This is a genomic window from Pantoea sp. GW821-FHT03E06 (assembly GCF_059420725.1).
On sequence record NZ_JBWKUG010000001.1, the window covers coordinates 3,453,950 to 3,480,113 of the forward strand.

Consider the following 26,164-nt stretch of genomic DNA (forward strand, 5'->3'; position numbering starts at 1 on the left):
TGTGACAATATTGTTATTATTTTCAGGTAATTGCCGCTGCACCTATCAGGTAAATACTTCATTTATTTATTTTTTAGTGCGGAGAATAGATCGATTATTTTTCCCAGAGCGATTTCAGCTGTAAATATTTCCGGACAGGCGCAACAGATCTAAAATGTTAATTAAAAGATAATATTTTTAGAGCAAATGGATATATTCCTGCTGAATATTTTCCACATGAGGTTAATCGGTAGTGGTTAACCCATTGAGTCATAACATTTGCCTGCGGAGACGAGCTGTGCTTTTTTAAAGCAGCAATCAACCCGTTAATCCGCGAAGGAGTGGTTATGACCCGTCTTACTGCACAGGATTTCCCTCAGGAATTGCTCGAACTTTACGATTACTACGCTCATGGCAAGATCAGCAAACGCGAATTTATTTCGCTGGCGGCAAAATTCACCATTGCCGGGATGACGGGTGCCACGTTGTTGAGCGCAATGAGCCCCAACTATGCGCTGGCGCAGCAGGTTGAATTTACCGATCCGGCGATCAAACCCGAGTACATTCACTATCCGTCACCGCAGGGTCACGGCGAGGTACGCGGTTATCTGGTGCGTCCGGCAAACGCTACAGGCAAAGTGCCCGCCGTAGTGGTCGTGCATGAGAACCGTGGCCTGAATCCTTATATCGAAGATGTGGCAAGGCGCGTGGCGAAAGCAGGTTATATTGCGCTGGCACCGGATGGTTTGAGCTCGCTGGGTGGCTATCCGGGCAACGATGACGAAGGCAAAACCATGCAGGCCAAGGTCGACCCCACCAAACTGATGAATGATTTCTTCGCTGCGGTAGATTTTCTGATGCACCACGAAGCAGGCACCGGCAAAGTGGGCATTACCGGTTTCTGCTACGGCGGCGGCGTTGCCAATGCGGCGGCGGTGGCGTTTCCCGACTTAGCCTGCGCCGTGCCATTTTATGGACGTCAGCCCAAAGCCGAGGACGTGCCGCGTATCAAAGCTCCCTTGCTGCTGCACTATGCGGCGCTGGATAAAGGGATCAACGAAGGCTGGCCCGCCTATGAAGAAGCGCTGAAGGCGAACCACAAAATTTTTGAAGGCTATGTTTATCCCGGCGTGAATCACGGTTTTCATAATGATTCGACGCCGCGCTACGACAAAGCCGCCGCCGAGTTGGCCTGGAGCCGCACGCTGGGCTGGTTTGAGAAGTATTTGCACGCCTGATGCCGTAAGAGTGCCATGAATGGCGACCCTACGCGGATACAGCCGGTTTTTTGTAGGGTGCGCATTCATGCGCACCTGCATAAAAAGATATTTTTTTGCTTAACTGGTCGGCATTACGCCATTTATGGCGACCTGATTAATGCACAGGCTTCAAAATGCGATGCACGTTGCTCTCTAACCAATCCGCCAGCCCAACCACCTGCCCTTCCACTTCATGCCCTAACGAGGTCAGACGATACTCCACATGCGGCGGCACCACTTCATAAGCAATACGCTCGACAAAACCATCTTCTTCCATATAGCGCAGCGTCTGCGCCAGCATACGTTCACTCACGCCACCAATCTTGCGGCGCAGTTCGCTAAATCGCAGCGTTTCTTCGCGCAGCGCTAATAATATCAGTACGCTCCAGCGGCTGGTGATACGCTTGAGCACCTCGCGTGACGGGCAATTGACATTAAGCAACTCGCCACGGGTAAATTTATCACTCATCTTTTCAGACACTTAAACCATCTCCGCCAAACTAACAAATCTGTAAGTACTTACTAAAAGTTAGTTTATCTCGTAGGCTGTTTGTAAACCAGCTCAAACTGAAGGAGAACATCATGATTGCGATTACAGGTGCCACTGGCCAACTGGGCCGTTTGGTCATTACCGAATTACTGAAAAAAGTGCCGGCCAGCGACGTGATTGCGGCGGTGCGTTCACCCGAGAAAGCGGCGGATCTCAAAGCGCTGGGCGTCACGCTGCGTGCGGCGGATTACAGCAAACCGGAAACGCTACAGAGTGCCTTTGCCGGCGTAGATAAAGTGCTGCTGATCTCCTCAAGCGAAGTCGGCCAGCGCGTTGCCCAGCACAAGGCGGTGATCGACGCCGCGAAAGCCGCGGGCGTTAGTTTAATTGCTTACACCAGCCTGCTGCACGCCGACACCACCCCATTAGGATTAGGCGTTGAGCATCGTGCAACGGAAGCGGATTTGAAAGCCTCTGGCGTTCCCTACGCGCTGCTGCGCAACGGCTGGTATACCGAGAACTATGCGGCGAGCATTGCGCCCGCCCTGGCACACCACGCCTTTATTGGCGCAGCAGGTGAAGGTCGCATCTCATCGGCGGCGCGTAGCGATTATGCAGCTGCGGCAGCAGAAGTGATCAGCCGTGACGATCAGGCTGGCAAAGTGTATGAGCTGGCCGGTGACGACAGTTATACGCTGGCGCAATTCAGTGCCGAGATCGCTAAACAGTCGGGTGAAAAGGTTGAATACATCAACCTGCCGCAGGCGGAGTTCGCCGCGGCGCTGAAAGGTGCCGGTTTGCCGGATGGATTGTCTGAGATGCTGGCAGACTCAGATGCCGGAGCCGAAAAAGGTGGATTGTTCGATGATAGCCATACGTTGAGTAAACTGATTGGCCGCCCAACCACGCCATACGCGGATGTGATTAAGGCAGCGCTGAAGAAGAAAGGTGCGCTTGGTCCCTCACCCCAGCCCTCTCCCGCACGCGGGCGAGGGAGCCGATCGAGTTCGTCTCAGCCGCTAAACATTCCCTCTCCCGCCGGCGGGAGAGGGTTAGGGTGAGGGGAAAACCGCTCAGCTCCCGCTGCGTTTGCCATAAATTGTTCAAGCCATCTCGCTCTTTTTTAGTCTTATTTTAGCGATTTTCTTAATTACAGATAATTCTGTGCAGCTATTTAAACATCCATCTCAAACACTGCTTTCATTTCCTGAAATATAGCCCGTTGTAATCGCTCAAAATTCATAAAAACAGGCGATCCATCGACATGATTTATTACGTTCATAGATAAATCGCATTGTTGTTTAGCCCTCTCAAACCTCTATAATTTGTCCTTTACGCATTCAAGACTTTACCAGGAGGCTGCTATTAATACTAACCAACAGCAATATAACGCTTTCGAGGATCGACGCGCAGATGCTGAACTGGAGTATCAATATAATCCTCATGAATTTGTTCGTGAAGGTGTGCAAGATTCGGAGCCGGAACCCGAGCTGATCGAAGGTCTGCCCGCGCCGGATGCGCTGACGCCTGCCGATCGCTACATGGAGCTGTTTGAGCAGGTGCAAACCTCGCACATATTTGCCGATAGCAAAACGTTCCCGGACTGCGCACCCAAATTCGATCCGCTGGATATTTTAATTCGCTTCCGTCGCCGTAAACGCGCAGCGGATTTCGATCTTGAAAGTTTTGTGCACGAACATTTTTATTCACCGCAGGTGAATGAGAGCTTTTACGTTTCTAATCCGGATAAAACCTTAACGGAACATATTGACGACCTGTGGCCCGTGTTAACCAAAATGCCACAGCAGCATTTAGCACACTCATCGTTGCTGCCATTACCGAAACCTTACGTGGTGCCCGGTGGCCGTTTCGGGGAAACCTATTATTGGGACTCTTACTTCAGCATGCTGGGCCTTGCTGATGCGGGGCGCGACGATTTGCTGCGCCACATGGCGGATAACTTTGCCTGGCTGATTGATAATTACGGCCACGTGCCAAACGGCAACCGTACTTACTATCTCAGCCGCTCGCAGCCGCCGGTGTTTGCGCTGATGGTTGAGCTGTTCGAAGAAGATGGTATTCGCGGCGCGAAACGCTACCTCGATCAGCTGATGAAGGAGTACCAGTTCTGGATGGACGGCGCGGGCGAGCTGATGCCGCATCAGGCTTATCGCCATGTGGTGCGCATGCCCGACGGCTCGCTGCTAAATCGTTACTGGGACGATCGTGATACGCCGCGAGACGAGTCGTGGCTGGAAGATATCGAGACCGCGAAAAAATCGAGCCGCCCAGCGAACGAAGTTTATCGCGATCTGCGTGCCGGGGCGGCTTCGGGTTGGGATTACTCCTCACGCTGGCTGCGCGATCCGCAGCGCCTGGCGAGTATTCGCACCACACAATTTATTCCGATCGATCTCAACGCGTTCCTCTACAAACTGGAACTGATGATTTCAACGCTATCGCATGCCAAAGGTGAAGAGCTGACGGCGCTGGCATGGCAGAAAAAGGCCGATGGCCGCAAGCAGGCGATTCACCGTTACCTGTGGGATAACACCGCCGGGGTTTACCGTGATTACGACTGGCGCCGCGAGCGTTTCGGCGCCTTCACCGCCGCGGCGGTTGTGCCGCTGTTCCTCGGCCTCGCTTCGCCGGAACAGGCGCATTTGCAGGCGGTGGCGCTGCGTCAGTTGCTGCTCACGCAAGGTGGCTTGTTAACATCCATGGTGGAAAGCGGCGAGCAGTGGGATAAACCCAATGCCTGGGCTCCGCTGCAATGGATGGCCGTTGTCGGTTTGAATCACTACGGTGAAGAGACGCTGGCGACAGAAATTGCCGTCAACTGGCTGAATACGGTGAATAATTTCTATTCGCTGCATCATAAGCTGGTGGAAAAATACGACATCAGTGGCGATCGCGCCCGTCCGGGTGGCGGCGGTGAGTATCCGTTGCAGGATGGCTTCGGCTGGACCAACGGTGTCACCCGCAGGCTGATGACAATGTACGGGCATTTGCTGGCGGATTGATAAACGCTGTAGGGTCGCCATTCATGGCGACCTTTTCACATCAATTACTTCTGCAAAAACGCCAGCAGATCCGCATTCAACCGATCCTGATGCGTCACCGCAAAACCATGCGGACCATTCTCGTAAACCTTAAGCTCCGATCCTTTAATCATCTCATGGACCAGTTTGCCGGTGGCTTCGAACGGCACAACCTGGTCATTGCTGCCGTGAATCACCAGCGTCGGCACATCCACTTTGGCAATATCTGCGCGGAAATCGGTCTCAGAAAACGCCGTCACGCAATCGATGGTGCCTTTCAGCGATGCCAGTAGCGCAATGTTCAGAGTTTGCGTCAGCACGCCGTCAGAAACCGTTTGCCCCGCGTTAATGCCGTAGAACGGCGTCGCGAACTCTTTGATAAATTGCGCACGATCTTTGCGTAAGCCATCTTTAATGCCGTCAAATACCGATTGCTCAACGCCTTCTGGATGGTCGGCCGTTTTGCCAAAGATCGGCGTTACCGCCCCCAACAGCACTAAACTTTTCACCTTCGCCGTGCCGTAGCGGCCGATATAGCGTGATACATCGCCACCGCCCATTGAAAAGCCCACCAGCGTCACATCATCTAACTGCAGATGTTCAATCAGGCCGTGAATATCATCGGCAAAGGTATCGTAGTTATAACCCTCCCACGGTTGATCGGAGCGACCGAAGCCGCGACGGTCAAAAGCAATCACGCGATAGCCACGTTCGGCGAGAAAATTTAGCTGGCTGTCCCACATATCAGCATCCAGCGGCCAGCCGTGACTAAACAGCACCGGCTGGCCCTTACCCCAATCTTTAAAATAAAGATTAACGCCATCTTTCGTCTTAAATGAACTCATTCGTTTGCTCCGTTAGTGAGTGATGTCGTGTGTCTGCCAATAAAACTACATCGAACGACGGGCGGTTTACTGTAAGCAAGTTTAGGCGTCATGGCGGCGGATGGGAGAGAGGTGGGCGTTTTTTTTCGGCAGCGTTAACCCGCTAAGCCAAATCCTTGCTTGCCGTTTTTCTTAATCTGATACATCGCTTCGTCGGCGCGGGTTAGCGCATCCTCAAAACGGTCGAGCTCCTGTACCTGGGCGATGCCTATTGATGCGCCAATTTGTGCATGCCCGTTATCAACATCAAACGGCAGTAGCGCGGCATCCAGCACCGCCTGCAGCATAATGCGCACTTTGGGATAATCGATAAGGAAAGGGATCAGTAGCACAAACTCATCGCCGCCCAGGCGTCCAATCACCACGTTGGGCAGCACCACGGCGCTGATGCGCTGGCTGAGCTGAATTAACACTTCATCGCCGCTGCGATGACCCAGCGTATCGTTGACGTGCTTAAAATTATCCAGATCGACAAACGCCACGCACAGCGGCCCCTTTGCTTTCATCTGATTAAAATGGCTGGGCAGCGCATGGCGATTGGTAAGGCCAGTAAGCGGATCGTGATGCGCCAGCGAGGAGAGCTGCGCTTCGTACTCTTTCTCTTTGGTCATATCAATGTGCGTACCGGTCACCTTGATAGGATTACCTTGATCATCCCATTCGGTCACGCGCCCGCGATCCAGCACCCACTTGATGTTGTCGTTCTTACCGAGCATGCGATGCAGCGCTTCGTAGTAAGGCGCGCGGCCCTCAATATGATCGTAAAAGGCTTTCAGCACGTCGTCGGCATCGTCGGGATGCAGGCATTCACGCCACACATCAAACTGGGCTTTGGTTTCTTTTGGCTGAAAACCGAGCATGGCGCCCCAGCGGCGGTTGAAAATCACTAACTTACCGCTCGGAATATCCAGCTGCCACAAGCAGAGCCCGGTACCATCCAGCGCAGCACTTAACTTATTACGCGCGTCATGCGCTATACGCTTTAAGCGCGCATTGTGCTTTTTCAGGATCTGGATCTGCTGACGCAGCGCTTCTTCTGACATGGTTGGCTGAAGGCGAGGAAATAAGCGCTATTTTGCCTGCCAGGAAGTTTCTGTAAATAAAACAAATGAAAAGCCGATTAGTAGCGGTAAATTGCAGCAACCTCAGGAGTAACGTCGAATGTAACCGGCAAAAACAGCGAACTTCACTAATTTAAGCGCCAGCTTTTAGTAAAATCCACTCACATCCGCTACCCGCCAATGGCGATTCGATAGCCCCATTCAGCCGTCATTTACCAGAATTTTCTCAGCTGCCATTTAATTCCTGCTTAACAGCGTGCCGCTGTGAGATGTCATTGGGCGCGTCAAGATTGCGCCAGAAAGTTGCACCGCCACGCTGGCAGTGCATGACGCCGTTAGCGAAAAGGAAGAGATGAGTCGTGGTAATACGTATTCTAAGCATGATCGTTCTGTGGAGCCTCTGTCTCTCAGCCTGGAGCGCTACCCCATTAACTTTCACGCCACGTTACGGACTCGTCTCTCCTGAAGTGTCGCTGAGCCCATCGAGCCAACGCTGGCTGTCGCGTCATCCCGTACTGCGCGTTGGCGTATGGAACAATGCCATTCCGCCCTATATGGTTGAATTTGAAAAAGGAACTTACGAAGGCTTATCGGCTGACTACCTGGCCATCATCGCTAAAACCATGAACCTGCCGGTGAAGATCACGTTATATGACACCCGTCAGCAAATGGTGGATGCGCTGCGAGCCGGCGAGATTGATCTCACTCCCTATTACACCCAGGCAGCCAACCAGGACACACACCTCGAACTGAGCATCCCCTATTCGCTGGCACAGAGCGTGTTAATTAGTCGTCGTCAGGCAAAATTTGATCGGGAATTGAAAGACGCTAATTACCGACTCATGTTTTTCGGCGATACCGCACTCAAAAACTTATTACATCAGCGTTATCCAAAGGCCTATTTAGTGCCCGCTTCACCGCATTTATGGGCGTACACCGAAACAGCATTGAGCAACAACACGGTGTTTTGGAGCAATACCGCCACGCAGCGTTACTTATCGCAACGCGGCCTGCAAAATATTATTGAGTCACACGACACGCCCTACACCAATGACGTTGATGCCCGTTTTGCCACCCGCGCTGACAATCATCCGCTTATCACCGCCATTAATGAGATTCTCGCCAATATCCCACTGCGTAACGCCGTGCAAATCGCCGAGGCCTGGGGCCTGGATTATCGCTCGGTAGTGAAAAATCATCCCCTCGATCTCAGTGATGAAGAGGCTAAATGGCTGGAGCAGCATCGCGATATCACCGTATTTTACGATCCCTCGCACCTCCCTTTTACTTTTGTCGATGCCAAACAGCGCGTGGTGGGATTGAGCGTAGAGCTGCTCAATCTCATCTCTCAACGCACGGGAATTCATTTTCAATACCAGGCGACGCATGGCTTAAACAGGATGCGTGATGCGCTGGTCAAGCAGCCTCATTCACTATTGGCGGTGAGCGACGCGGCTTCGCAACAAAACAAACATATCCGCTATTCGCGCTCATATATCTATTCACCCTGGGTGGTCGTCACGCGAAAAGAGAGTAAATGGCACAGCCTGGATGAGATGGCAGGCAAACGCGTGGGTCTGTATGAACGCGTTTATTACCGTAACGACCTTCGTCGTAGCTGGCCGGAGGTAGATTTTGTTGAAAATGCCGTCTCGATTGATTTTCTCGGGCAGCTGCAGGATAAACAGGTAGACGGTTTTATCGTGCCTTATGAATCGGCGCAGTTTTTACTCAATAATCACTTCAATGACCGTTTCAAAGTGGCGTTTGTCGCCCCATTACCGATGTTTCGCATGGCAATGGCCGCCAATGTTGCGGATAAACATCTCATTTCAATCCTGAATAAAGCGCTGTCAGATATTCCGCAGCCCACCATCCAATCGCTGATGGAACGCTGGATTAAGTACACGCCGCCCGCCACCAGCACCTCATGGCAGAGCTATCGCAGTTATATGCTGCGTTTCGGCATAGGCGCTGGCCTGTTTTTGCTGTTCTTCCTGTGGCGTAACCACCTGTTGAAATCCTCACTCGCGAAGCAACGCAAGCATGAAGAGGAGATGGGCCAGCAGCTGCACTACATCGAGACGCTGCTGGAGGATGTGCACAAAGCCAAGCGGGCAGCTTTACGTTCCAGCGAGGCGAAAAGTACCTTCCTCTCCCACATGAGCCACGAAATCCGCACGCCGCTGGCGGCGCTGATTGGCCTGCTGGAAATCGAGCATTTGGGGCAGAGCGATCAGCAGCAGCGGCAGAAGAATATCGATCTGGCGTGGCAGTCCTCGCGTTCACTGCTTTCGCTGGTTGGCGACATCCTTGATCTGGCGAAAATCGAATCCGGCCATTTCAGCATTCGCCCGATGACGATGTCGCTCAGCGATGTGATTCACGACACCGAAGCGCTATTCCACCAGGTGGCACTCAATAAAGGCATAGCGCTGAATGTGATACTCGAAATTGACCAAGATTGTGTGATTTTTGATCCGGTCGCTTTAAAGCAAATCTTGTCGAATCTGGTGAGTAATGCCATCAAATTCACCACCAGCGGCGCAGTTGAAGTCGTACTGTATCAAGCGGATACCAGTAAACCCGACTATGTGCTGGAAGTGTGTGACAGCGGCTCGGGTTTAACGCCCGAACAGCAGCAGGCCATTTTCGATCCCTTTATTCAGGTTGATCAAGGCACTAACCGCGTCAGCGGTACCGGACTTGGGCTCAATATTTGCCGCCGTCTGGCGGCGATGCTGGAAGCGGAGCTGCACGTTGAGAGTGAGCCTGGAGTGGGCAGCGTATTTATGCTGCGCTTCAGCGCTCAGCCCAGCACGCTGTTTGAAGCAGAGGTTGAGCCTGAGCAGGTAGATGACATTGCCCACGTATCACTGCGCATGCTGATTGTTGATGATAACGCCACCAACCAGCTGCTGTTGGCACAGCAGCTGCGTTACGCCGGGCATCACGTTTTAGTCGCGGATGGCGGTGAAGCGGCGCTGACATTATGGCGTGAGCATGAAATCGATCGCGTAATCACCGACTGCAACATGCCCGGCATGGACGGCTTCGAGTTTACGCGCCAGCTCCGTATAGAAGAGAAGCGCCTTAATCGCCGCATCGTCCCCATTTATGGCCTCACGGCCATGGCGGAAGAGCGCGTTGCCCAGCTCGCCATTCAGGCGGGGATGAATGGTTGCCTGTTTAAACCGCTGGAAAGCACGCAGCTGCTGAAAGTGGTGACGGGAGCACCACCGACTCATTCACGCCCTGACACATTACTCACACTGGAAAACCTTGCGGCCAACGATCCGCAAGCCTGGCACGATTTGGTGACCACCGCCCAGCAGCAGAACGCGCGCGATCTTGCGCAGCTAAAGCTGGCGACGGAAGAAGCGAATTTTGCCAGCGCACGCCACGCCGCACACCAATTGCTCGGCAGCGCCAAGCTACTGCATGCCGAAGCGTTACAACACAGCAGCCTCGCTGCCGAGCAAGCGGCTGAGGAAGAAGATCATGCGCTGCTGCAGCAGCAGTTGCCAGCGGTTATCGCTGCCGTGGCGCAGCTGGAAGAACTGTTCCTACATACACTAGAAAAAAACCACATTGATGAGGTGAAACCATGAAAGAAACTGCGATTTGGCAGGTCGCCGTATTAGATGACCATCCGCTGATTGGCAAAGCGATTCAGTATCGCCTGGCACAGGAACCCGAGCTGGAGCTGGTGGGTACTTTTGCCCAGCGTCAGCAGCTGATGAGTTTCCTGCAGCAGAATTCGGTGGATGTGCTGGTACTCGATTACATGCTGGGCGAAGAGGATCTCGACGGCTTGCAGATGGTGAAACAGCTTCGCCTGCGCTATCCCGATTTGAAAATTCTGGTCTCCTCGTCGATGGAGAAACCGGCCATTGTCCAGCTGCTGTTAAAAGCGGGTGTACACGGTTTTATCGGTAAGAGCGAAGAGCAGGAAGTATTAGTGACTGCTATTCATCAGGTGTGCCGCAACAAGCGTTTTCTCACCTCAGAGATGTTGCTGGAGATGGATAAGTTCCAGGAAAGCGATCGGGAGATGCATGACTACTTAATGCCACGCGAACTGGGTGATGAGCTCAAACTGCTGCTGCGCGATCTCAGCCCACGCGAGATCGAAGTGATCCGCTGCTATCTTGATGGCTTGAGCATCACGCAGATCGCGGTGAAATATGCGCGCAGCCGCAAAACCATCAGCGGGCAAAAGCAGACTGCGCTGCGCAAACTGGGGCTGCGATCCGATCTGGAATTATTCAAATACAAGGATCACTTCAGCGGCGTGCTGCACCATTAAGGCCGAACCTGGCGGATAAATTGTGTTCTGTGACGCGGATCAAGGCTTATTGTTGGTGCCGTGTTGTCAGCATGTTTACTAGAATGGTAGTTTATCAGTCATCACAGACACGATGACGGTGGATGACATTATGCAGCTGACAATGCGTTGGTTTGGTCCGAAAGAAGATAAAGTTTCGCTGGAATATATTCGCCAGGTGCCGGGCGTACGTGGCGTGGTTGGCGCGCTCTATGACGTGCCGGTGGGTGAAACCTGGCCTGTCGAAAAGATTAATGCGCTGGTTGAGCAGGTGCACGCCGCCGGTCTGACGGTGGAAGTGATCGAAAGCGTCAATATTCATGACGACATTAAAATCGGCCTGCCCAGCCGCGATCGCTACATTGAAAATTACCAGCAGAGCATCCGCAATCTGGCCAACGCGGGCGTTAAGGTGATCTGCTACAACTTCATGCCGGTGTTCGACTGGATGAAGACCGACATGAACTATGTTTTGCCCGACGGCTCGCTCACCATGGCTTTCGAGAAGAAAGGCATTGATAAGAGCCTTGATGAAGTGGTGCAGGAAGTGCTCGGCAATGCGAATGGTTTCGCCCTGCCCGGCTGGGAACCCGAACGTCTGGCAAAAGTGCAGGATCTGTTTGCCCAATACAAAGATGTGGATGACGCAAAGCTGCGTGAAAACCTCGCCTACTTCCTCAAGGCGGTGATCCCGGTGTGTGAAGAGGTGGGCGTGAAGATGGCGATCCATCCGGACGATCCGCCGTATTCGATCTTTGGCCTGCCGCGCGTGGTGAAAAATCGCGACGATCTTGACTGGATCTGTAACGTGGTGGATTCCGAAGCTAACGGCATCACGCTTTGTACCGGATCGATTGCGGAAGATCCCAGCAATGACGTGTACGCCATTCTGGCCGAGTTCTCTCGCCGCAGGCGCATTCCCTTTGCCCACGTGCGTAACATCAAAATTATTCAGGACAAAGATTTCTACGAGTGCGCGCACCCAACGGAGTACGGCTCGCTGGATATGTATAAAGTGCTGCAATCGATGTACGACAACGGCTTCGATGGCTACATCCGCTCGGATCATGGTCGCTTTATCTGGGGCGAAACCGGTCGTCCGGGCTATGGTTTGTACGATCGCGCGCTGGGTACTACCTACCTGCTAGGGCTGTGGGAAGCGCTGGGTAAGCGTTGAGTTTGGTGCGTTTTTTCCCCTCACCCTAACCCTCTCCCGCACGCGGGAGAGGGAACCGATCGCGCCCCATCGAACATTATCTCACTCCCTCTCTTTCACGGTAAATGGCTCTTTCTGCTCCCTCTCCCTGTGGGAGAGGGCTGGGGTGAGGGCATCAGAATGCAGCAAACTTCGTATAAAGCACAACTTAACAAATCCCTGCTCCTCGCTTGCCGTTAAATATATACAGTTAAACTGTATATGTTGCGGAGAATCACCATGTCTGAACAGAACAAAGCCGTTGTGCGTCGCTTTAACCAACAAGTGATCGCCGAGGGGGATCGTCAGGCCTTTAATCGGCTCGTCGCCGCACACTTCGTTAACCGCTCAGCACCCGCAGGCGCACCCAACGATCGCGAAAGTTTGTGGCACACCTTCGATCGGATCCTGCGCCCCGCGCTCTCCAATTTACAGGTGAATATTGAGGAGCAAATCGCCGAGCGCGATTGGGTCACTACGCGCAAAAGCATTGGCGGCGTTCACAGCGGATCGCTGATGGGCATTGCGCCCACCGGTTTAGCCGTGACGATCGCCGTGATCGATATGGTACGCATTGAAAACGGACAATACGTTGAACATTGGGGGATGAACACGCTGGCGGCGGTGATCAATCACCTGCGTAGCGCCAGCCCGTCGGTTTAAAGCAGCTTGCGCAATGCAGCCAGGCCTTTCTGCAGATCGTCACGATCGGATTGCTCAAGGCTGGCGTTAATGCGCGCCGCAATCCACTCCGTGCGCTGTTCGCGTGCCGTGACCAGGTGTGCGCGTGCGCAATCGCTCAACACAATCACCTGCGCTCGCGCGTCCTGCGCGCTTTTTTGCCGCAGTACCAAACCTTGCGACTCCAGCTCGTTAATCACCAACCGCATACTTTGATGCTTCACGCCGCGCAGCCGCGCGAGCTCGGCGATGGAGAGCGACTGATGGCTTTCGAGCAAGTCTAAGGTTTCATACTGCGAGGTGCGCACGGTCGCAGTACCAACCCGCACGTTACGCACGAAGTGGCTGACAAGCTGACGGAGCTCTTCCGCCAGCTGCTGAGTTTCGGATTTCGGAGTCAAAGGGGGCCATTCCTGCACGCTATCGTTGCCCCATTATAGGAAATCTATCGCCAGGCTTTAAACAACAAACTGGCATTAACCCCACCGAAGCCAAACCCATTCGATAGCGCATAGGTCATCGCCGTTGGCTGCGCGGTGAGCGCCACCAGATTGAGCCCGGCCGCCGCCTCATCCGGATTTTGCAGGTTCAGCGTGGGCGGCGCAATCTGGTCGCGTAGCGCCAGAATGGAGAAGATCGCCTCCACGCCACCCGCCGCTCCCAGCAGATGTCCGGTAGCGGATTTGGTTGAGGTGATCGCCACTTTGCTTCCCGCGAAGAGCGAACGGATTGCCGCCAGCTCGCCTTTATCGCCCACCGGCGTCGAGGTGGCATGCGCATTAATGTGCTGTACCTCCGCAGCCGCAATGCCCGCCTGCGCCAGCGCAGTTTCCATCGCCCGGCGCGCGCCTTCACCATTTTCCGGGCCGGCGGTGAGATGATAAGCATCGGCGCTGGTGCCGTAGCCCACCAGCTCGGCCAGCGGCGTAGCGCCGCGCGCCTGCGCATGCTCCAGCGATTCAATCACCAGTAACCCGGCGCCCTCGCCCATCACAAAGCCATCGCGGTCGCGATCGAACGGACGCGAAGCCTGCTGCGGACGATCGTTAAAGCCGCCCGACATCGCCTTTGCTGCGGCAAAACCGGCCAGGCTGACGCGATGAATCGCCGCTTCGGTACCGCCACACAGCGCAATATCCGCCTCACCGCTGCGAATCAGTCGCGCCGCATCACCAATCGCCTGCGCCCCCGCCGCACAGGCGGTCACCGGGGCACCAATCGGTCCGCGAAAACCGTGCGCAATCGAGACGTGTCCCGCCGCCAGGTTGGCGAGAAACGAAGGAATGGTGAACGGCGACAGACGGCGAGGTCCACGCGCTGCGGTGGTTTCTACCGCGTTGGCGATTTCGTTAAAGCCGCCGATGCCGGTGGCGATCACCGTGGCAGTACGCTGCTGCTGTGCCACATCCTGCGGCGACCAGTTGGCCTGCGCCAGCGCTTCTTGGGCAGCCACCAGCGCGAACTCGATAAAGCGATCCATCTTCTTGCGATCTTTGGCGGCGATAATGCCGTCGGGGTTAAAACCGTGCTGCGCATCCTGCTCTGGCGTCGGCACCTGGCCCGCTACTTTACAGGCGATATCCTGCACCATCTCCGGCGGCAGCGCGCTGATGCCGGATTTTCCCGCCAGCAGCGACTGCCACACCGCCTCCGTGCCGCAACCCAGTGGCGAGACCAGCCCCATGCCAGTAATAACAATACGTTTCATTGATAACTCCTTAAGCCGCGGGCTTTTTCATAAAAGGAACCAGCAGCGCGGCGATACAAAATCCGACCATAATCAGCCAGAATGCGTCTGAAAATGCCTGCGTGCGCGCCTCGCGGAGCGTCAACTGCGCCAGCGATTGCAGCGCCGCAGTGTGCGCCGCATCCGAACTCAGGCCGCTGCCGATGAGCGCCAGCGTGCGTGATTGCAGATAGTCACCCAACGTCAGGCTGGCAGAGTTGAGATGGTCAGCCAGACGGCTGAAGTGCAGATTGGTACGATCGTTGAGCACCGTGCCACACAGCGCGATACCGATAGCGCCACCGAGGTTGCGCATCAGATTAAACAGCCCTGAAGCTAATTTTAGTCGCGCCGGGGGCAGGCTACCCAAAGTCAGCGTTACCGTAGGCGCCACGGCAAACTGCTGCGCCATGCCGCGAAACGCCTGCGGAAACAGCAGCTCTTTGGCGCCCCAGTCGTGGGTGATCGGCACAAAAAAGTACATCGACACGCCAAAACTCATCAGGCCAAACGCCAGCAGAATGCGCAGATCGACGCGATTCGCCAGCCAGGCATACAGTGGGATCGACAGGATCTGAAAAATACCGGTAGAGAAGATCGCCATCCCGATCTCCAGCGCGCTGTACCCTCGCACCTGGCTGAGAAACAGCGGCGTGAGATAAATGGTGGCGAAGATGCCGACACCGGCCATAAATGAGAAGTAACAGCCGAGGCTAAAACCAGGATCTTTCAGCGCGCGTAAATCCATGATGGGTCTGGCGTGATGCAGCGTACGAACAATAAAAAACACGCCGCACAGCAGCGCGATCCAACCGGTGGTGGCGATGGTGCTATCGTCAAACCAGCCCCAGCGCGGCCCCTCTTCCAGCGTGTATTCCAGACAGCCGAGCGACGCCGCTAGCAGCACAATGCTGAAGTAATCGGCGCCACGCAGCAGTTCACGATTCGGCGCGTCGATTTTCACCAGCAGCGGCACGGCAACAGTAATGTAAATGCCGGGAATGATGTTGATGAAAAACAGCCAGTGCCAGCTGTAGTTGTCGGTAATCCAGCCGCCCACTGTCGGCCCTAGCGTCGGCGCCAGGGAGGCCAGCGCGCCCACCGTGGCCGCCGCAATCACCCGCTGCTTGCCCTGAAAAAAGGCAAACGCGGAAGTGAACACCAGCGGAATCATCGAACCGCCGGCTAATCCCTGCAGCGCGCGGAAGGCAATCATGCTTTGAATGTTCCATGCCCAACCGCACAGCAGACTCATGATGGTGAATCCGCAGGCCGAAGCGGCAAACAGCCAGCGCGTTGACATCACGCTCGCCAGCCAGCCGGAGAGCGGAATGATGATGATCTCCGCGATCAGATAACTGGTCTGCACCCACACGGTTTCATCATCGCCGGCCGACAAACCGCCACCGATATCACGTAGCGACGCCGACACGATCTGGATATCCAGCAGCGCGATAAACATGCCGATGCACAGCGTGGCGAAGGCCACTATTTTCTTGCTCACCGGCATTTGCGCCGGCGCCACCAGCGGTGCGGCGACGCTGCTCATCGCGCGCTTCTCTCATCCACCGTGACCGTCACCGACAAGCCGGGACGCAGCAGGCCGAGCGCCGCATCATCGCCCTCCAGCACGATGCGCACCGGCACGCGCTGGACAATTTTGGTGAAGTTGCCGGTAGCATTTTCTGCGGGCAGGATGCTGAAGCGTGAACCGGTTGCCGGGGATAAGCTGGCAACGTGGCCGCTAAAGGTGCGGCCTGGTAACACATCGGCAACGATGTGCGCCGCCTGTCCCGGCTGCATGTTCGCCAGCTGGCTCTCTTTGAAATTGGCGTCGATCCATAAGCCGTGCGACGGCACCAGCGACAGCAGCTGCGTGCCGCTGCTGACGAACGAACCGGACCACGCGCGACGGTTGCCCACCACACCCGCAAAAGGCGCACGAATTTCGGTGTACTCAAGATTGAGCTTCGCCATCGCCAGCCCGGCCTGTGCTTTGGTCAATGCCGCTTTCGCCTGCAGTTCACGCGCGTCTAACACCTGAAGCTGTCGCTCCGCCACCGTTTTATCGGCGCGGGTTTTGCTCTCTTCGGCAATCGCCTGATGGTAATCGGCCTGCGCATGATCGCGGATCTGCTGTGACACCGCCGCACTGCTGGCCAGCAGGGTGTAGCGCCGCTGATCGGAGGTGGTTTTTTGCGTCACCGCCTGCGCCGCCAGCAGCGAGGCGTGCGCACCGGCAATGGTGGCGAGCTGCAGCTGACGAGTGGCGGCGATATCACTCAGCGCCGCTTGCTGCGCGGCCACTTCACCCGAGGCCTGCTCCACCGCCGCGAGATAATCACGGTTATCCAGCTGAACCAGCAGATCGCCCTGCTTTACCTGCGCGTTATCCTGCACCGCAATGGTGTGAATGTAGCCGGAGACTTTAGCCGAGATGGCGCTGATATCCGCGCCGACGTAGGCATCATCAGTTGAAGGCATAAAGCGCGCGGTGTGCCACCAGTAATAACCGTAACCGGCCAGCGCGATACCTGCCGCCGCCAGCGCCAGCAACAGCGCAGATTTTTTGCGCGTCAGCATCATGATTGCGGCTCTGTCAGCGAAGGCGGCGCGAATTTCTGGGCGTTATCACCGGCGCGTTTTTTCTGCAGATAGTCATGGCGATAGTGCATCATCGGCACCGCCGCCGGGCCGGGTACCATCTGATATTTGTCCAGGGTAAGTGGCTCACCATTCTCGCTATCGACCAGCTGCATCTTCACCGGACGCTGCGTGGCGGTTTCTACCAGCTGTATCTGGCGTCCTTCCGGCGAGAAGTGCGTGCTGCCCCACTCTGCCAGCGCCAGAATCACGCTGCGGAAATCACGTCCGGCAGGCGTGAGGTGATATTCATAGCGCGCGGGGCTGGTGCTGTAACACACCTTCTGCAGCAGGCCATCTTCAACCAGCTCTTTTAGCCGACGCGACAAAATGTTGGGTGCCACGCCGCTGCTTTTCTGGAACTCATCGAAACGCGTGAAGCCAGCCAGCGCATCACGCATGATCAGCATGCTCCAGCCATCGCCAATACGGCCCAGGCTGCGCGCGATGGGGCACGGCATATTGTAGAGGGGTTGGTTTTTCATTATTGGGTATCCGCATCTTTCTGATGCGGGATACTGTTACAGAGTGACTTTCATTTTGCAAGTAACTTGCATAATGAAAGTTATGATAGCGATAAAAAAGGTGCGCATAAATGCGCACCCTACGTGATTGGGTATGCGGGTTTTGTAGGGTCGCCATTCATGCCGACCAGGATTTACGTCCGCACCCGCAGCGCCGCCTCAATCTTGTCGGCAAGCTTGGTAACCACATAAGCAATCACCATGTAGAACACCACCGCAATCAGGAAGGCTTCGAGGTAGTAGAAATTCAGCGCCGCCGTCAACTGCGCCTGAGCGAAGATATCCACCACTTCGATAGCAAACGCCAGCGACAGCGCTTTCATGATCACCATAAAGGCATTCGCCAGATCGGGGATCGCCGCCACAATAATTTGCGGAAACATCACGCGTCGGAACAGCTGGCCGCCACTGTAGCCCAGCGACAGCGCGGCATCCGATTGGCCGCTATCAAACGAATTGAGCGCGCCCTTCCACACTTCCGCCTGGAACGCCGCCACGCAGGCGCTGAGCGCGACAATGATAATCACCCAGTTCGGCAGCGAGTGCGCATTCACTTCCACGCCAAACAGTGTGGCAACAAAGTGCAGCGCCGGTGGTAAACCGTAATAGGCGAGGAAAATTACCACCACCATCGGCACGCCTTTAAAGGCAATTTTGTATGCGATCACCAACTGGCGCAGTACCGGAATGCGGCGATGCTCGACAAAGGCAAACAGTCCGCCGAGCAGCGTTGAGCAGATAAACACCGTCACCGCCATCAGCAGCGTAACCGGCACCGCATCGAGAATGCTCCAGAAGTCTGGCAGCAAAACCTCAAGATCAAACATGGTTGCTCCCCTTTATCAGACGCTGGTGAATTTAACGCGCGCAGCGGTTTTTGAGCTGTACTTCGCGTGACGTTGTTCGAAGAAACGGATAATCAACCAGGCCACGCCGCACAGCAGCGAATAGAGCACCGCCAGCACCAGATAGGTACCGAACTGATATTGGTTGTAGTCACGTTCCATAATCAGATGCGCCGTCGCCATGACATCCGCCGCACCGATGTACATCACCAACGCCACGTTATGAATTAGATAGATAATCGCATTGCCGTAGCCCGGCAGCGCATAGTGCACCGCCTGCGGACCGACAATGCGCAGCATTTTCTGGCGAAAGCTGTAACCCATGCTGTCGGCGGCGTCGTGCTGGCCGCGCTCCACGGCAAGAAACGCCGGACGCATCACTTCCGACAGATAACCGCCGTGGTAAAGACTCAGGCCAATCATCGCCGCGATATTGGCGGTGACAAAATCGCTGAAACCAAACTGCTCGGCCACCAGCGGCAGGCCATAAAAGGCGACAAACAGCTGCAGCACCACCGGCACGCTGCGCGCGTACGAGACGTATAGATCCACAACCTGGCTAATTACTGGGATGCGGCGCACGCGGAACACGGTGGCGATCAGCGCCAGGAAGAACCCGACGATCATCGCGACAAACATTATGCCGAGCGTCAACGGCAGCGCCGAGAGCAGCTCGGGAATCATCGAAGTCAGATTCACGGTGAAACACTCCTGCTAACAATGAAGCAGCGCCCGGCTCAGCACCGGGCGCAGCGGCTTCAGGTGAATCGCTTACTTCATGTATTTAGTGACGTCTTCGCCGAACCACTTCTGCGCCAGCTTATCCAGCGTGCCGTCGGCCTTCAGCTGCTGCAGCGTTTTGTTGATGTCATCGTTCAGCGCCTGGTTTTCAGCAGAGCGGTGAATCAGCACGTAAGTGTTGTTGATGGCCACCGGCTCGCTGGCTTTGATCGCCAGCTTCTGGTTGTCGATCACCGTCTGCTCGCCGAGGTTAGAAGGCAGGATCAGCGCATCATATTTACCGCTTTGCACTTCTTTCAGGCGATCCGGATACGGCACGCCGGCGCTCGACGCCTTGATCGCCACTTTGTCGTTCGGATTTTCCTGCTGCCACTGGGTCACAAATTTGTATACGCCGCCGCCAGCAGTCACCGGCACGATGTTCTTACCGACCAGATCTTTCATGCCGTTGATGTTGCTATCGCTGCGGCTGTAGATCTTCATCAGGCTGGCGCCGATTGGCGCATCCGGGATCAGGAACTGTTTGCTGCGGGTCGGCGCTTTGTAATAACCGCCGGTCGCCATGTCATATTTACCGGTCGCCAGACCGGTTTCCTGGGCGATATCCGCCGCCCCTTCCATGACGAATTTGTACTGCGGCAGCCTGGCGTTGATGGCTTTCAGCACGTCCGGCTCGTAACCCTGCGGCTCGTGACCAATTGCGCCCCACGACAGCGGTTTCGATTCCGCCGCGGTGGCGATTTTGATGGTGCGCACGGCGTCAGCAAAGCTGTTACCGCTAATGAGCGCCAGTGCGATGATGCCAGGCACGGCCAGGCGACGTAATGTGGTTTTGATTGCAGGCATGTCGTTGATTCCTTTAATTATTAGAATACGCGTTCTGAGTTGAGGAACTGAGCAAGGCGCGGCAGGGTGGGATTATCGAACATCTCAGTCGGGCTGCCCTGCGCGGCCACCACGCCCTGATCCATAAACACGATGCGATTGGAGATGCTTTTCGCGAACTGCATCTCGTGCGTCACCAGCAGTGAGGTAATGCCGGACGACGCCACGTCTTTAATCACTTTCAGCACCTCGCCCACCAGCTCCGGATCGAGCGATGAGGTTGGCTCATCAAACAGCATCACGTCGGGACGCACCGCCAGCGCACGGGCGATGCCGGTACGCTGCAGCTGGCCACCGGAAAGCTGCGACGGATAGTGATCGAGCTTGGCGCCCAGACCGACGCGCTCCAGCTCCTGCACGGCGATATCGCGCGCTTGCTGTTTGCTTTTGCGTTGAATAACGATCAGCGGATCCATCACGTTTTCCAGCACCGTCATATTTTTGAAGACGTTGAACTGCTGGAACACCATCGCGGTGCGCAGGCGGATCGCCTGGATCGCCGCTTTGTCCGGAGTCTGATAATCCATGCGGATCTGATCGAGCTGAATAGTGCCGGACGCCGGTTTCGCCAGATAGTTAATGCAGCGCAGCAGCGTGGTTTTACCGGTGCCGCTTGGCCCGATGATCGACACCACATCGCCACGTTTTACCGATAGATCGACGCCTTTCAGGATCGGCGTGCTGCCGTAAGCGAGCTTGATATCGTTGAGTTCTAACATGCAGCAGCCCCTATTTGTTCAGGTCAGCATGGCCAAGCACATGCATCAGACGGTTGGCCCAGCCAAAAATGGCGATGGCGTGGATCAGATCGATAATCTCCTGATCGTTCATGCCGACCGCGCGCAGTGCCGCCATATCCTCGGCGCTGGCCTCTGATGGCGTGACGGACAGGCGACGGGCAAAACGGTAGATCGCCGCATCGCGCTCGCCGAGCACATCGGCACGATCGAAGTAAATCGCACTCACTACCGCATCACTTTCTGCCAGCTGCGCATGGCGGCGCGCATGCACCACCGCGCAATATTTGCAGCCGTTAACGATTGAAGCGCCCAGCGCACCGAGCTCGCGATCTGCACGATCCAGCCCGCCATCGACATACATAATGGCGTTGAACAGCACGGTACGCGCCACGTAGCTGTCGGGATCGTGCGCCAGCGTGCGCACATACTCGGAGATCTTCTTGTTCGAGGGCGTCACTTTCATCGCATCAAGCTGCGCGGGCGTGGCATCTGCCACCTCAACCGGTGCGATGTAAGGATGCCAGTGCAGCGGCTTGAGATTAACCGACGGAATCATGCAGACCTCAACAAACGTAATCCGGCCGCGACGCGCGTCTGGAAGTTAACAAAAGCGATCAGCTCTGAGAGCGCCACAATCTGTGGATTACTCAATCCTGCCTGTTCCAGCAGGCGAATGTGCTGCTCGGTGGCATTCATAGGCTGCCGGGTAACGAGATCGGTATGCCGCGCGATAGTCGCCAGCGGCTCAGCCAGATCGCTGGCACCGGCCGCCAGCGTCAGCAGCGCGTCTGATGGCTGCAACGCCGCCAGCTGCGCCTGATAATCGCGCTGCAGCTCGGCATCGCCATTCAACTGCGCCATGCGCTGCGCCAGCGCCAAACGCACATCCGGCGCTAAGCCCTGATCGTCATTAGGTGCCAATACCGACAGCCGGCACTGCTCAGCGCCATCCACAAATTCCGGGCGCAGGCGGCGTGTAGCGTACAGCGCATCTTCAGCGTTTAAGCCAACGGCGCGATCAATTGCGTCACTCACTGCGCGTTCTCCTGGTTGAGTAAGGGCGTGGAATCCACCCATTCATCACCCTGCAATTCAGGGGTGTCAAAAGCCTGTAAGTTGGCGTAATGCTGCTCGACGTCTTCAGCAAACAGCGACGCGCTGATGCCGCGCACCAGACGATCGGCACCGGCGCTCACCGCCGGAATATCGCCGGAGACTTTGCCGTGCGTCAGCATCGCCGCATCGTTGAAGCAGTGGATATGCGCAAGGCCGGGACACGCGCCTGGCGTTAGCTCGCGGAACTCAAAGGCGGGACCGAGATCCGGCGCTTCGAGCAGATTGGCACGCGGCGCGCCCATTTCTGGCTGATAACGCCCGTCGCGCCAGCTGCGGATGTGCGGTGCGATGGCGGCAAACTCTGGGCGTCCGTGGAAATCGTTGCTAAAGCCGGTGGCGGCAATCAAAAAGTCGTAGCGCAGCGCGCCCTGAGTGGTTTCGATCAGCAAACCCTCGGCCTGCTGTTTTACCGCTTTGATGCCGCAGTTGAGGAAGAAGCGTGCATTGGCATGACGTGAAACGCGCAGCGTCGAAGAACGCGGCGGCGGCGTTTGTGTGGTAGCAGTGTAATCCACAAACTTCCATTTCCACGCGTCCGGCAATTGATGCATCCCGTGCACCACGCCCTGGCTGCCGATGCCGGTCATTTTGTTAATGCGCGGCATCTGTGGGCGACGGATCAATAGATCTACTGCACCGGCACCGTTTTCCAGCGCGGTGGCGGCGTTATCCATCGACGATGCACCCGCGCCAATCACCGCAATGCGTTTGCCCTGCAGGGCCGCGAAATCAATGTCGTCGGCGGAGTGCGCCCAGAATTTGCGGTCAATGCCTTGCAGGAAGTCCGGTACGGCGAAGCCGCCGAGGCCAGAGCGTCCGGTGGCCAGCACCAAACGGCGGGTGTAAATCCGGCCGGTTTCGGCACCGCTGATATCGAGCGCGATTAACTCACCTTCGAAGGTAATATTGGTGACGCGCACATTGTTACGCACCGGCAGATTTAGCACCTTGCGATACCAAATCAGATAATCCATCCACTGCGCTTTGGGAATTTTATCCAGCTCCTGCCAGGCTTCTTTGCCCCACTGCGCGGTGAACCATGCGCGGAACGTCAGCTGCGCCATGCCGAGTGCCGGGCCGTGTAATGTCTTTGGCGATCGCAGCGTTTCCATGCGCGCAAAGGTCACCCACGGACCTTCCAGCCCGGCGGGCGCGGCATCGTAGGCCACCACGTTGCTGATGCCGGTAAACTGCAATTTAGCCAGCGCCGCCAGGCCGCACATACCGGCACCGATCACCACCACATCACGCACCGGGGCGCCATCCTGCGTGCGCGCTGGCACCCAGGATTTTGCAGGCAGTTCAAGATATTCCAGATCCTGCTGCAGCTGAGCTTCCAGCGCGGCAAGACCGTCGGCAGCATTCGTCATACGCGTTTTCCCTGAAATAAGCGGCGGCCAGCAAACTGGCGAAACCACTAAAGTGCGTTGGTGACTATGTATTTTCATTATCTCGATAACACATAGTTAGCGTGCTTTAATCACCAAATCACATAATAAGAGCTAAGGTTTCGCATAATCCTCTTGCCCTAAAACGGAGTCAACAATCTCGCTCAGCTTTTGACCAATGGATTTCTTATATCTTATGCCGAAATTGTTATAAGCGAGGTGGGAGCTGGCTGGCGGTCGCCATAAATGGCGACCCTACGGGTTGGTCGTCATTTATCATGGGAAAGAGCTGCACGAGGCGATTGTAGGGTCGTCATTTATGACGACCTTGTTGATACCCGCACTGTTGTTTAATCCTGATTAATCAGGCGCATAATGCGCGGATGCTCGCTGGCAGGCAGGCGTTCAAAGCCCGGTAGCAGATGAGCCGCAGCGTCGGCTAAGGCCTCCACCAAGGCCTGTGCAGCGGTGGATATTTGTCGCCCTTGCGGCGTGATCACGCCAAAGTAGTACGGAATATCCTCCTCCAGCGGACGAATCGCCACACCGGCCAGCGGCATGCCCCAACCGGTCACCGGCTCAAGAATTGCTACGCCCAATCCGGCGCGCACGCAGCCGAGAATATTGGCGGAGGAGTTAGTCTCGATGGTTTCATGCAGCGGCGTTTTGACCTTTTTCAGCGCTTTTTCATAGCGCCCGCGTAGACGCTGCGGGCTCCACGGCGCAATCAAACGGCGTCCCGCCAGGCTGCTGAGCGACAGCCGCGTTTGCGCCGCCAGCTCATCGTTCTCCGGCAGCGCCACGACGCACTGCGACTGCCCAATCCAGTGCAGCTCTACCGCGTGATGCTCCAGCGGCAAGCTACACAGACCGAGATCGGCCTCTGCGGTGATCACGGCATGCGCGGTATTAACTGCGGATTCGCTGATGATCTGCACTTTGTTCTGCAAATTAAGCGCGGCCAGCGCCTGCGGCAGCAATCCCGCCGCCAGCGCGGGCGTGGCGGCAATACTCAGTGGACGATGCTGCTGATGGGCGATCTCCTGCGCGCGCAGGCGAATTTGCTGCAACGAAAGCAGCGCTTTCTGCACGTATTGATGCAGCTGCAACGCCTCTTCCGAAGGATGGATACGCGGGCCGTTGCGGATAAACAGCGGATAACCGAGCGACTGTTCCAGTTCCTGAATCAAGCGCGACACCGCCGGCTGCGAGCGATTGAGCGCCTTTGCTGCCGCCGTAACGCTACCGGCAGAGATCACCGCCGAGAAGGCCTCCAGCTGCCGCAAATCCAGGTCGTTTAAAATGGTCATCGCGCGATTTTTCCCTAACTCATTGATCACTCCCGACATTGGCGCGGGAAAGTTTTCATCATAGAGAGAGTCGCGGCAATTAGCCACTGGGTGGACAGTGCGCTTTGTCCCTCACCCTAGCCCTCTCCCGCAGGCGGGAGAGGGAACCGTCCTCTGCGGAATTCAGCATTTTTCTCCCACCTAATCATTCCCTCTCCTTCTGGGAGAGGGAACCGTCCTCTGCGGAATTCAGCATTTTCTCCCAACTAATCATTCCCTCTCCTTCTGGGAGAGGGAACCGTCCTCTGCGGAATTCAGCATTTTCTCCCAACTAATCATTCCCTCTCCTTCTGGGAGAGGGTTAGGGTGAGGGAAATCACAACTTCTCCGTCAACTCACATTCATTCTCATGCAGCAGCCGCAGCATCTCGAGTAAAAACGCGTCTTCGTTGCCCTTTTGCCAGGCGATACTGAGCGGCAAACCTTTGATTTGTTCGGGCAGATCCAGCGCTATGTAGCGCACGCTGTCGCTGTTCATCGTACGGTACGACGCGGGCACCACGGCCAATCCCAAACCGGCCGACACCAAACTCAGAATGGTTTGTTTCTCTTCGGCGAACTGCGCGATGTGCGGCGTGAGTCCCGCCAGTTTGAACAAACTCATCGTCAAATCGTGGCTGTGCGGGCGCGTGCGGCGATCGGGAATAATCATCGCTTCATGCTGGAAATCCACCACCGCCACCCGTTCGCACTGCGCCAGCGCATGCTGAATTGGCACCGCCAGCACGCAGCTTTCACGGGTAATAAAGCGCACCGCTAAAGACGCATCAATACTTTGCGGTTCGCGGATAAAAATCATATCCAGCCAGCCCGATTTTAATTTCGGAATTAAATTAATGGTTTTGTCTTCAATAATATGAATATCACTGTGCGGATGCAGTGGCACAAATAAGTTAAGCAACGCCGGAACTAATCCGCGCGCGGCGCTATCAATGGCGCCAATGCGTAATGTACGACGCTCATCTTTTAATCCGACTTTAAATCGCTGCGCCAGCGCATCAAATTGATCGATTAATTTGCTGGCCTCATCAAAAAATATCGCGCCTTCGGCGGTTAATGAAACATTACGCGTCGAGCGATTTAACAAGCGCACGCCAAGGTCTTCTTCCAGTAAACGAATGAAGCGAGAAAGTGACGCAGGCATCATTTCCATTCTTTGAGCAGCGCGCCCGAAATGGAGTTCTTTACCCACGGCGACAAAACAGCGCAATTGATTTATATCCACATTTCCCTCGCCCGTTGATTATGCAAATACTTTATATAATCCACGCCTGATGATCCCCCAAAGCA

The 26,164-nt window shown here is 55.6% G+C and carries 23 protein-coding genes and 1 pseudogene; 7 read left to right on the forward strand and 17 right to left on the reverse strand.

All coding sequences use genetic code 11. The features are described 5' to 3' along the window. Window positions 1–326 precede the first annotated feature (326 nt). The gene (gene yghX / locus AC07WB_RS16000) at window positions 327–1,217 is read left to right on the forward strand and encodes a YghX family hydrolase (protein WP_097096071.1); all 891 of its coding nucleotides are present in this window, start codon (window positions 327–329) and stop codon (window positions 1,215–1,217) included. Between the two features lie 136 nt (window positions 1,218–1,353). Here the strand turns inward: yghX and AC07WB_RS16005 are convergent, their stop codons facing one another. Further along, the gene (locus AC07WB_RS16005; protein WP_345828350.1) at window positions 1,354–1,719 is read right to left on the reverse strand and encodes a winged helix-turn-helix transcriptional regulator; all 366 of its coding nucleotides are present in this window, start codon (window positions 1,717–1,719) and stop codon (window positions 1,354–1,356) included. Between the two features lie 101 nt (window positions 1,720–1,820). Between AC07WB_RS16005 and AC07WB_RS16010 the strand changes: the two are divergent. Together AC07WB_RS16010 and treF are read left to right on the forward strand one after the other, a co-directional pair. Then, a pseudogene (locus tag AC07WB_RS16010) lies at window positions 1,821–2,669 on the forward strand (SDR family oxidoreductase); the annotation flags it as partial. Between the two features lie 384 nt (window positions 2,670–3,053). Further along, window positions 3,054–4,751, forward strand: a complete 1,698-nt coding sequence (treF, locus tag AC07WB_RS16015; RefSeq protein ID WP_097096068.1) for an alpha,alpha-trehalase TreF — start codon at window positions 3,054–3,056, stop codon at window positions 4,749–4,751. Between the two features lie 44 nt (window positions 4,752–4,795). Here treF and AC07WB_RS16020 read toward each other — a convergent pair whose 3' ends face one another. Both AC07WB_RS16020 and AC07WB_RS16025 read right to left on the reverse strand, forming a co-directional pair. Further along, window positions 4,796–5,614, reverse strand: a complete 819-nt coding sequence (locus AC07WB_RS16020) for an alpha/beta fold hydrolase (protein ID WP_345828347.1) — start codon at window positions 5,612–5,614, stop codon at window positions 4,796–4,798. A 134-nt stretch (window positions 5,615–5,748) separates the two neighbouring features. After that, entirely contained in the window at window positions 5,749–6,696 is a 948-nt protein-coding gene (locus tag AC07WB_RS16025; protein ID WP_097096067.1) for a sensor domain-containing diguanylate cyclase, read from the reverse strand. A 377-nt stretch (window positions 6,697–7,073) separates the two neighbouring features. Between AC07WB_RS16025 and AC07WB_RS16030 the strand changes: the two genes are divergently transcribed. The 4 genes from AC07WB_RS16030 (at window position 7,074) to AC07WB_RS16045 (ending at window position 12,899) form a co-directional block, all read left to right on the forward strand. Continuing rightward, the gene (locus AC07WB_RS16030; protein WP_494940830.1) at window positions 7,074–10,325 is read left to right on the forward strand and encodes a transporter substrate-binding domain-containing protein; all 3,252 of its coding nucleotides are present in this window, start codon (window positions 7,074–7,076) and stop codon (window positions 10,323–10,325) included. Then, window positions 10,322–11,023 carry a response regulator transcription factor gene (locus AC07WB_RS16035; protein WP_097096065.1) on the forward strand — a complete coding sequence of 234 codons (702 nt, stop codon included), beginning with the start codon at window positions 10,322–10,324 and terminating at the stop codon, window positions 11,021–11,023. The genes AC07WB_RS16030 and AC07WB_RS16035 overlap by 4 nt, the downstream gene beginning before the upstream one ends. Window positions 11,024–11,153: 130 nt before the next feature. Next, window positions 11,154–12,218 carry a mannonate dehydratase gene (gene uxuA / locus AC07WB_RS16040; protein WP_097097649.1) on the forward strand — a complete coding sequence of 355 codons (1,065 nt, stop codon included), beginning with the start codon at window positions 11,154–11,156 and terminating at the stop codon, window positions 12,216–12,218. A gap of 258 nt (window positions 12,219–12,476) precedes the next feature. Next, complete coding sequence (locus AC07WB_RS16045; RefSeq protein ID WP_494940831.1) at window positions 12,477–12,899, forward strand: ester cyclase; 423 nt, start codon at window positions 12,477–12,479, stop codon at window positions 12,897–12,899. Here AC07WB_RS16045 and AC07WB_RS16050 read toward each other — a convergent pair. The 14 genes from AC07WB_RS16050 to AC07WB_RS16115 all read right to left on the reverse strand — a co-directional run bounded on the left by AC07WB_RS16050 (window position 12,896) and on the right by AC07WB_RS16115 (window position 26,099). Beyond that, window positions 12,896–13,318, reverse strand: a complete 423-nt coding sequence (locus AC07WB_RS16050) for a MarR family winged helix-turn-helix transcriptional regulator (RefSeq protein WP_345828340.1) — start codon at window positions 13,316–13,318, stop codon at window positions 12,896–12,898. The genes AC07WB_RS16045 and AC07WB_RS16050 overlap by 4 nt on opposite strands. A 44-nt stretch (window positions 13,319–13,362) precedes the next feature. Next, window positions 13,363–14,625, reverse strand: a complete 1,263-nt coding sequence (gene fabF, locus AC07WB_RS16055; RefSeq protein WP_494940832.1) for a beta-ketoacyl-ACP synthase II — start codon at window positions 14,623–14,625, stop codon at window positions 13,363–13,365. Between the two features lie 10 nt (window positions 14,626–14,635). Continuing rightward, window positions 14,636–16,192 (reverse strand): DHA2 family efflux MFS transporter permease subunit, encoded by a 1,557-nt coding sequence (locus AC07WB_RS16060; RefSeq protein ID WP_494940833.1) that lies wholly within the window; start codon window positions 16,190–16,192, stop codon window positions 14,636–14,638. Then, complete coding sequence (locus tag AC07WB_RS16065; RefSeq protein WP_400458342.1) at window positions 16,189–17,229, reverse strand: HlyD family secretion protein; 1,041 nt, start codon at window positions 17,227–17,229, stop codon at window positions 16,189–16,191. Before AC07WB_RS16065 ends, AC07WB_RS16060 begins: the two co-directional genes overlap by 4 nt. Further along, the gene (locus AC07WB_RS16070) at window positions 17,226–17,771 is read right to left on the reverse strand and encodes a winged helix-turn-helix transcriptional regulator (protein WP_345828333.1); all 546 of its coding nucleotides are present in this window, start codon (window positions 17,769–17,771) and stop codon (window positions 17,226–17,228) included. The genes AC07WB_RS16065 and AC07WB_RS16070 overlap by 4 nt, the downstream gene beginning before the upstream one ends. A 173-nt stretch (window positions 17,772–17,944) precedes the next feature. Then, complete coding sequence (locus AC07WB_RS16075; RefSeq protein WP_494940834.1) at window positions 17,945–18,637, reverse strand: amino acid ABC transporter permease; 693 nt, start codon at window positions 18,635–18,637, stop codon at window positions 17,945–17,947. A gap of 15 nt (window positions 18,638–18,652) precedes the next feature. Then, window positions 18,653–19,339 carry an amino acid ABC transporter permease gene (locus AC07WB_RS16080; RefSeq protein WP_320204511.1) on the reverse strand — a complete coding sequence of 229 codons (687 nt, stop codon included), beginning with the start codon at window positions 19,337–19,339 and terminating at the stop codon, window positions 18,653–18,655. 87 nt (window positions 19,340–19,426) lie between these two features. Next, entirely contained in the window at window positions 19,427–20,242 is an 816-nt protein-coding gene (locus AC07WB_RS16085; RefSeq protein WP_097096056.1) for a transporter substrate-binding domain-containing protein, read from the reverse strand. A 20-nt stretch (window positions 20,243–20,262) separates the two neighbouring features. Next, window positions 20,263–21,000: an amino acid ABC transporter ATP-binding protein gene (locus AC07WB_RS16090; RefSeq protein ID WP_345828328.1), complete on the reverse strand. Its 738-nt coding sequence runs from the start codon at window positions 20,998–21,000 to the stop codon at window positions 20,263–20,265. 10 nt (window positions 21,001–21,010) lie between these two features. Continuing rightward, on the reverse strand, window positions 21,011–21,577 hold the full coding sequence (locus AC07WB_RS16095) for a peroxidase-related enzyme (protein WP_179452163.1): 567 nt from the start codon (window positions 21,575–21,577) through the stop codon (window positions 21,011–21,013). Then, the gene (locus tag AC07WB_RS16100) at window positions 21,574–22,056 is read right to left on the reverse strand and encodes a CMD domain-containing protein (RefSeq protein ID WP_494940835.1); all 483 of its coding nucleotides are present in this window, start codon (window positions 22,054–22,056) and stop codon (window positions 21,574–21,576) included. Before AC07WB_RS16100 ends, AC07WB_RS16095 begins: the two co-directional genes overlap by 4 nt. Then, on the reverse strand, window positions 22,053–23,507 hold the full coding sequence (locus AC07WB_RS16105) for an NAD(P)-binding domain-containing protein (RefSeq protein WP_494940836.1): 1,455 nt from the start codon (window positions 23,505–23,507) through the stop codon (window positions 22,053–22,055). Before AC07WB_RS16105 ends, AC07WB_RS16100 begins: the two co-directional genes overlap by 4 nt. A 368-nt stretch (window positions 23,508–23,875) precedes the next feature. Next, window positions 23,876–24,835, reverse strand: a complete 960-nt coding sequence (locus tag AC07WB_RS16110) for a LysR family transcriptional regulator (protein ID WP_193372792.1) — start codon at window positions 24,833–24,835, stop codon at window positions 23,876–23,878. 355 nt (window positions 24,836–25,190) lie between these two features. Next, window positions 25,191–26,099, reverse strand: a complete 909-nt coding sequence (locus AC07WB_RS16115; protein ID WP_345828320.1) for a LysR family transcriptional regulator — start codon at window positions 26,097–26,099, stop codon at window positions 25,191–25,193. Window positions 26,100–26,164: the final 65 nt, after the last annotated feature.

Coding starts and splice junctions, on each gene's coding strand:
- yghX (WP_097096071.1), top strand. CDS start 327: ATGACCCGTCTTACTGCACAGGATTTCCCTCAGGAATTGCTCGAACTT.
- AC07WB_RS16020 (WP_345828347.1), bottom strand. CDS start 5,614: ATGAGTTCATTTAAGACGAAAGATGGCGTTAATCTTTATTTTAAAGAT.
- AC07WB_RS16025 (WP_097096067.1), bottom strand. CDS start 6,696: ATGTCAGAAGAAGCGCTGCGTCAGCAGATCCAGATCCTGAAAAAGCAC.
- AC07WB_RS16035 (WP_097096065.1), top strand. CDS start 10,322: ATGAAAGAAACTGCGATTTGGCAGGTCGCCGTATTAGATGACCATCCG.
- uxuA (WP_097097649.1), top strand. CDS start 11,154: ATGCAGCTGACAATGCGTTGGTTTGGTCCGAAAGAAGATAAAGTTTCG.
- AC07WB_RS16045 (WP_494940831.1), top strand. CDS start 12,477: ATGTCTGAACAGAACAAAGCCGTTGTGCGTCGCTTTAACCAACAAGTG.
- fabF (WP_494940832.1), bottom strand. CDS start 14,625: ATGAAACGTATTGTTATTACTGGCATGGGGCTGGTCTCGCCACTGGGT.
- AC07WB_RS16060 (WP_494940833.1), bottom strand. CDS start 16,192: ATGAGCAGCGTCGCCGCACCGCTGGTGGCGCCGGCGCAAATGCCGGTG.
- AC07WB_RS16065 (WP_400458342.1), bottom strand. CDS start 17,229: ATGATGCTGACGCGCAAAAAATCTGCGCTGTTGCTGGCGCTGGCGGCG.
- AC07WB_RS16070 (WP_345828333.1), bottom strand. CDS start 17,771: ATGAAAAACCAACCCCTCTACAATATGCCGTGCCCCATCGCGCGCAGC.
- AC07WB_RS16075 (WP_494940834.1), bottom strand. CDS start 18,637: ATGTTTGATCTTGAGGTTTTGCTGCCAGACTTCTGGAGCATTCTCGAT.
- AC07WB_RS16080 (WP_320204511.1), bottom strand. CDS start 19,339: ATGATTCCCGAGCTGCTCTCGGCGCTGCCGTTGACGCTCGGCATAATG.
- AC07WB_RS16085 (WP_097096056.1), bottom strand. CDS start 20,242: ATGCCTGCAATCAAAACCACATTACGTCGCCTGGCCGTGCCTGGCATC.
- AC07WB_RS16090 (WP_345828328.1), bottom strand. CDS start 21,000: ATGTTAGAACTCAACGATATCAAGCTCGCTTACGGCAGCACGCCGATC.
- AC07WB_RS16095 (WP_179452163.1), bottom strand. CDS start 21,577: ATGATTCCGTCGGTTAATCTCAAGCCGCTGCACTGGCATCCTTACATC.
- AC07WB_RS16105 (WP_494940836.1), bottom strand. CDS start 23,507: ATGACGAATGCTGCCGACGGTCTTGCCGCGCTGGAAGCTCAGCTGCAG.
- AC07WB_RS16110 (WP_193372792.1), bottom strand. CDS start 24,835: ATGACCATTTTAAACGACCTGGATTTGCGGCAGCTGGAGGCCTTCTCG.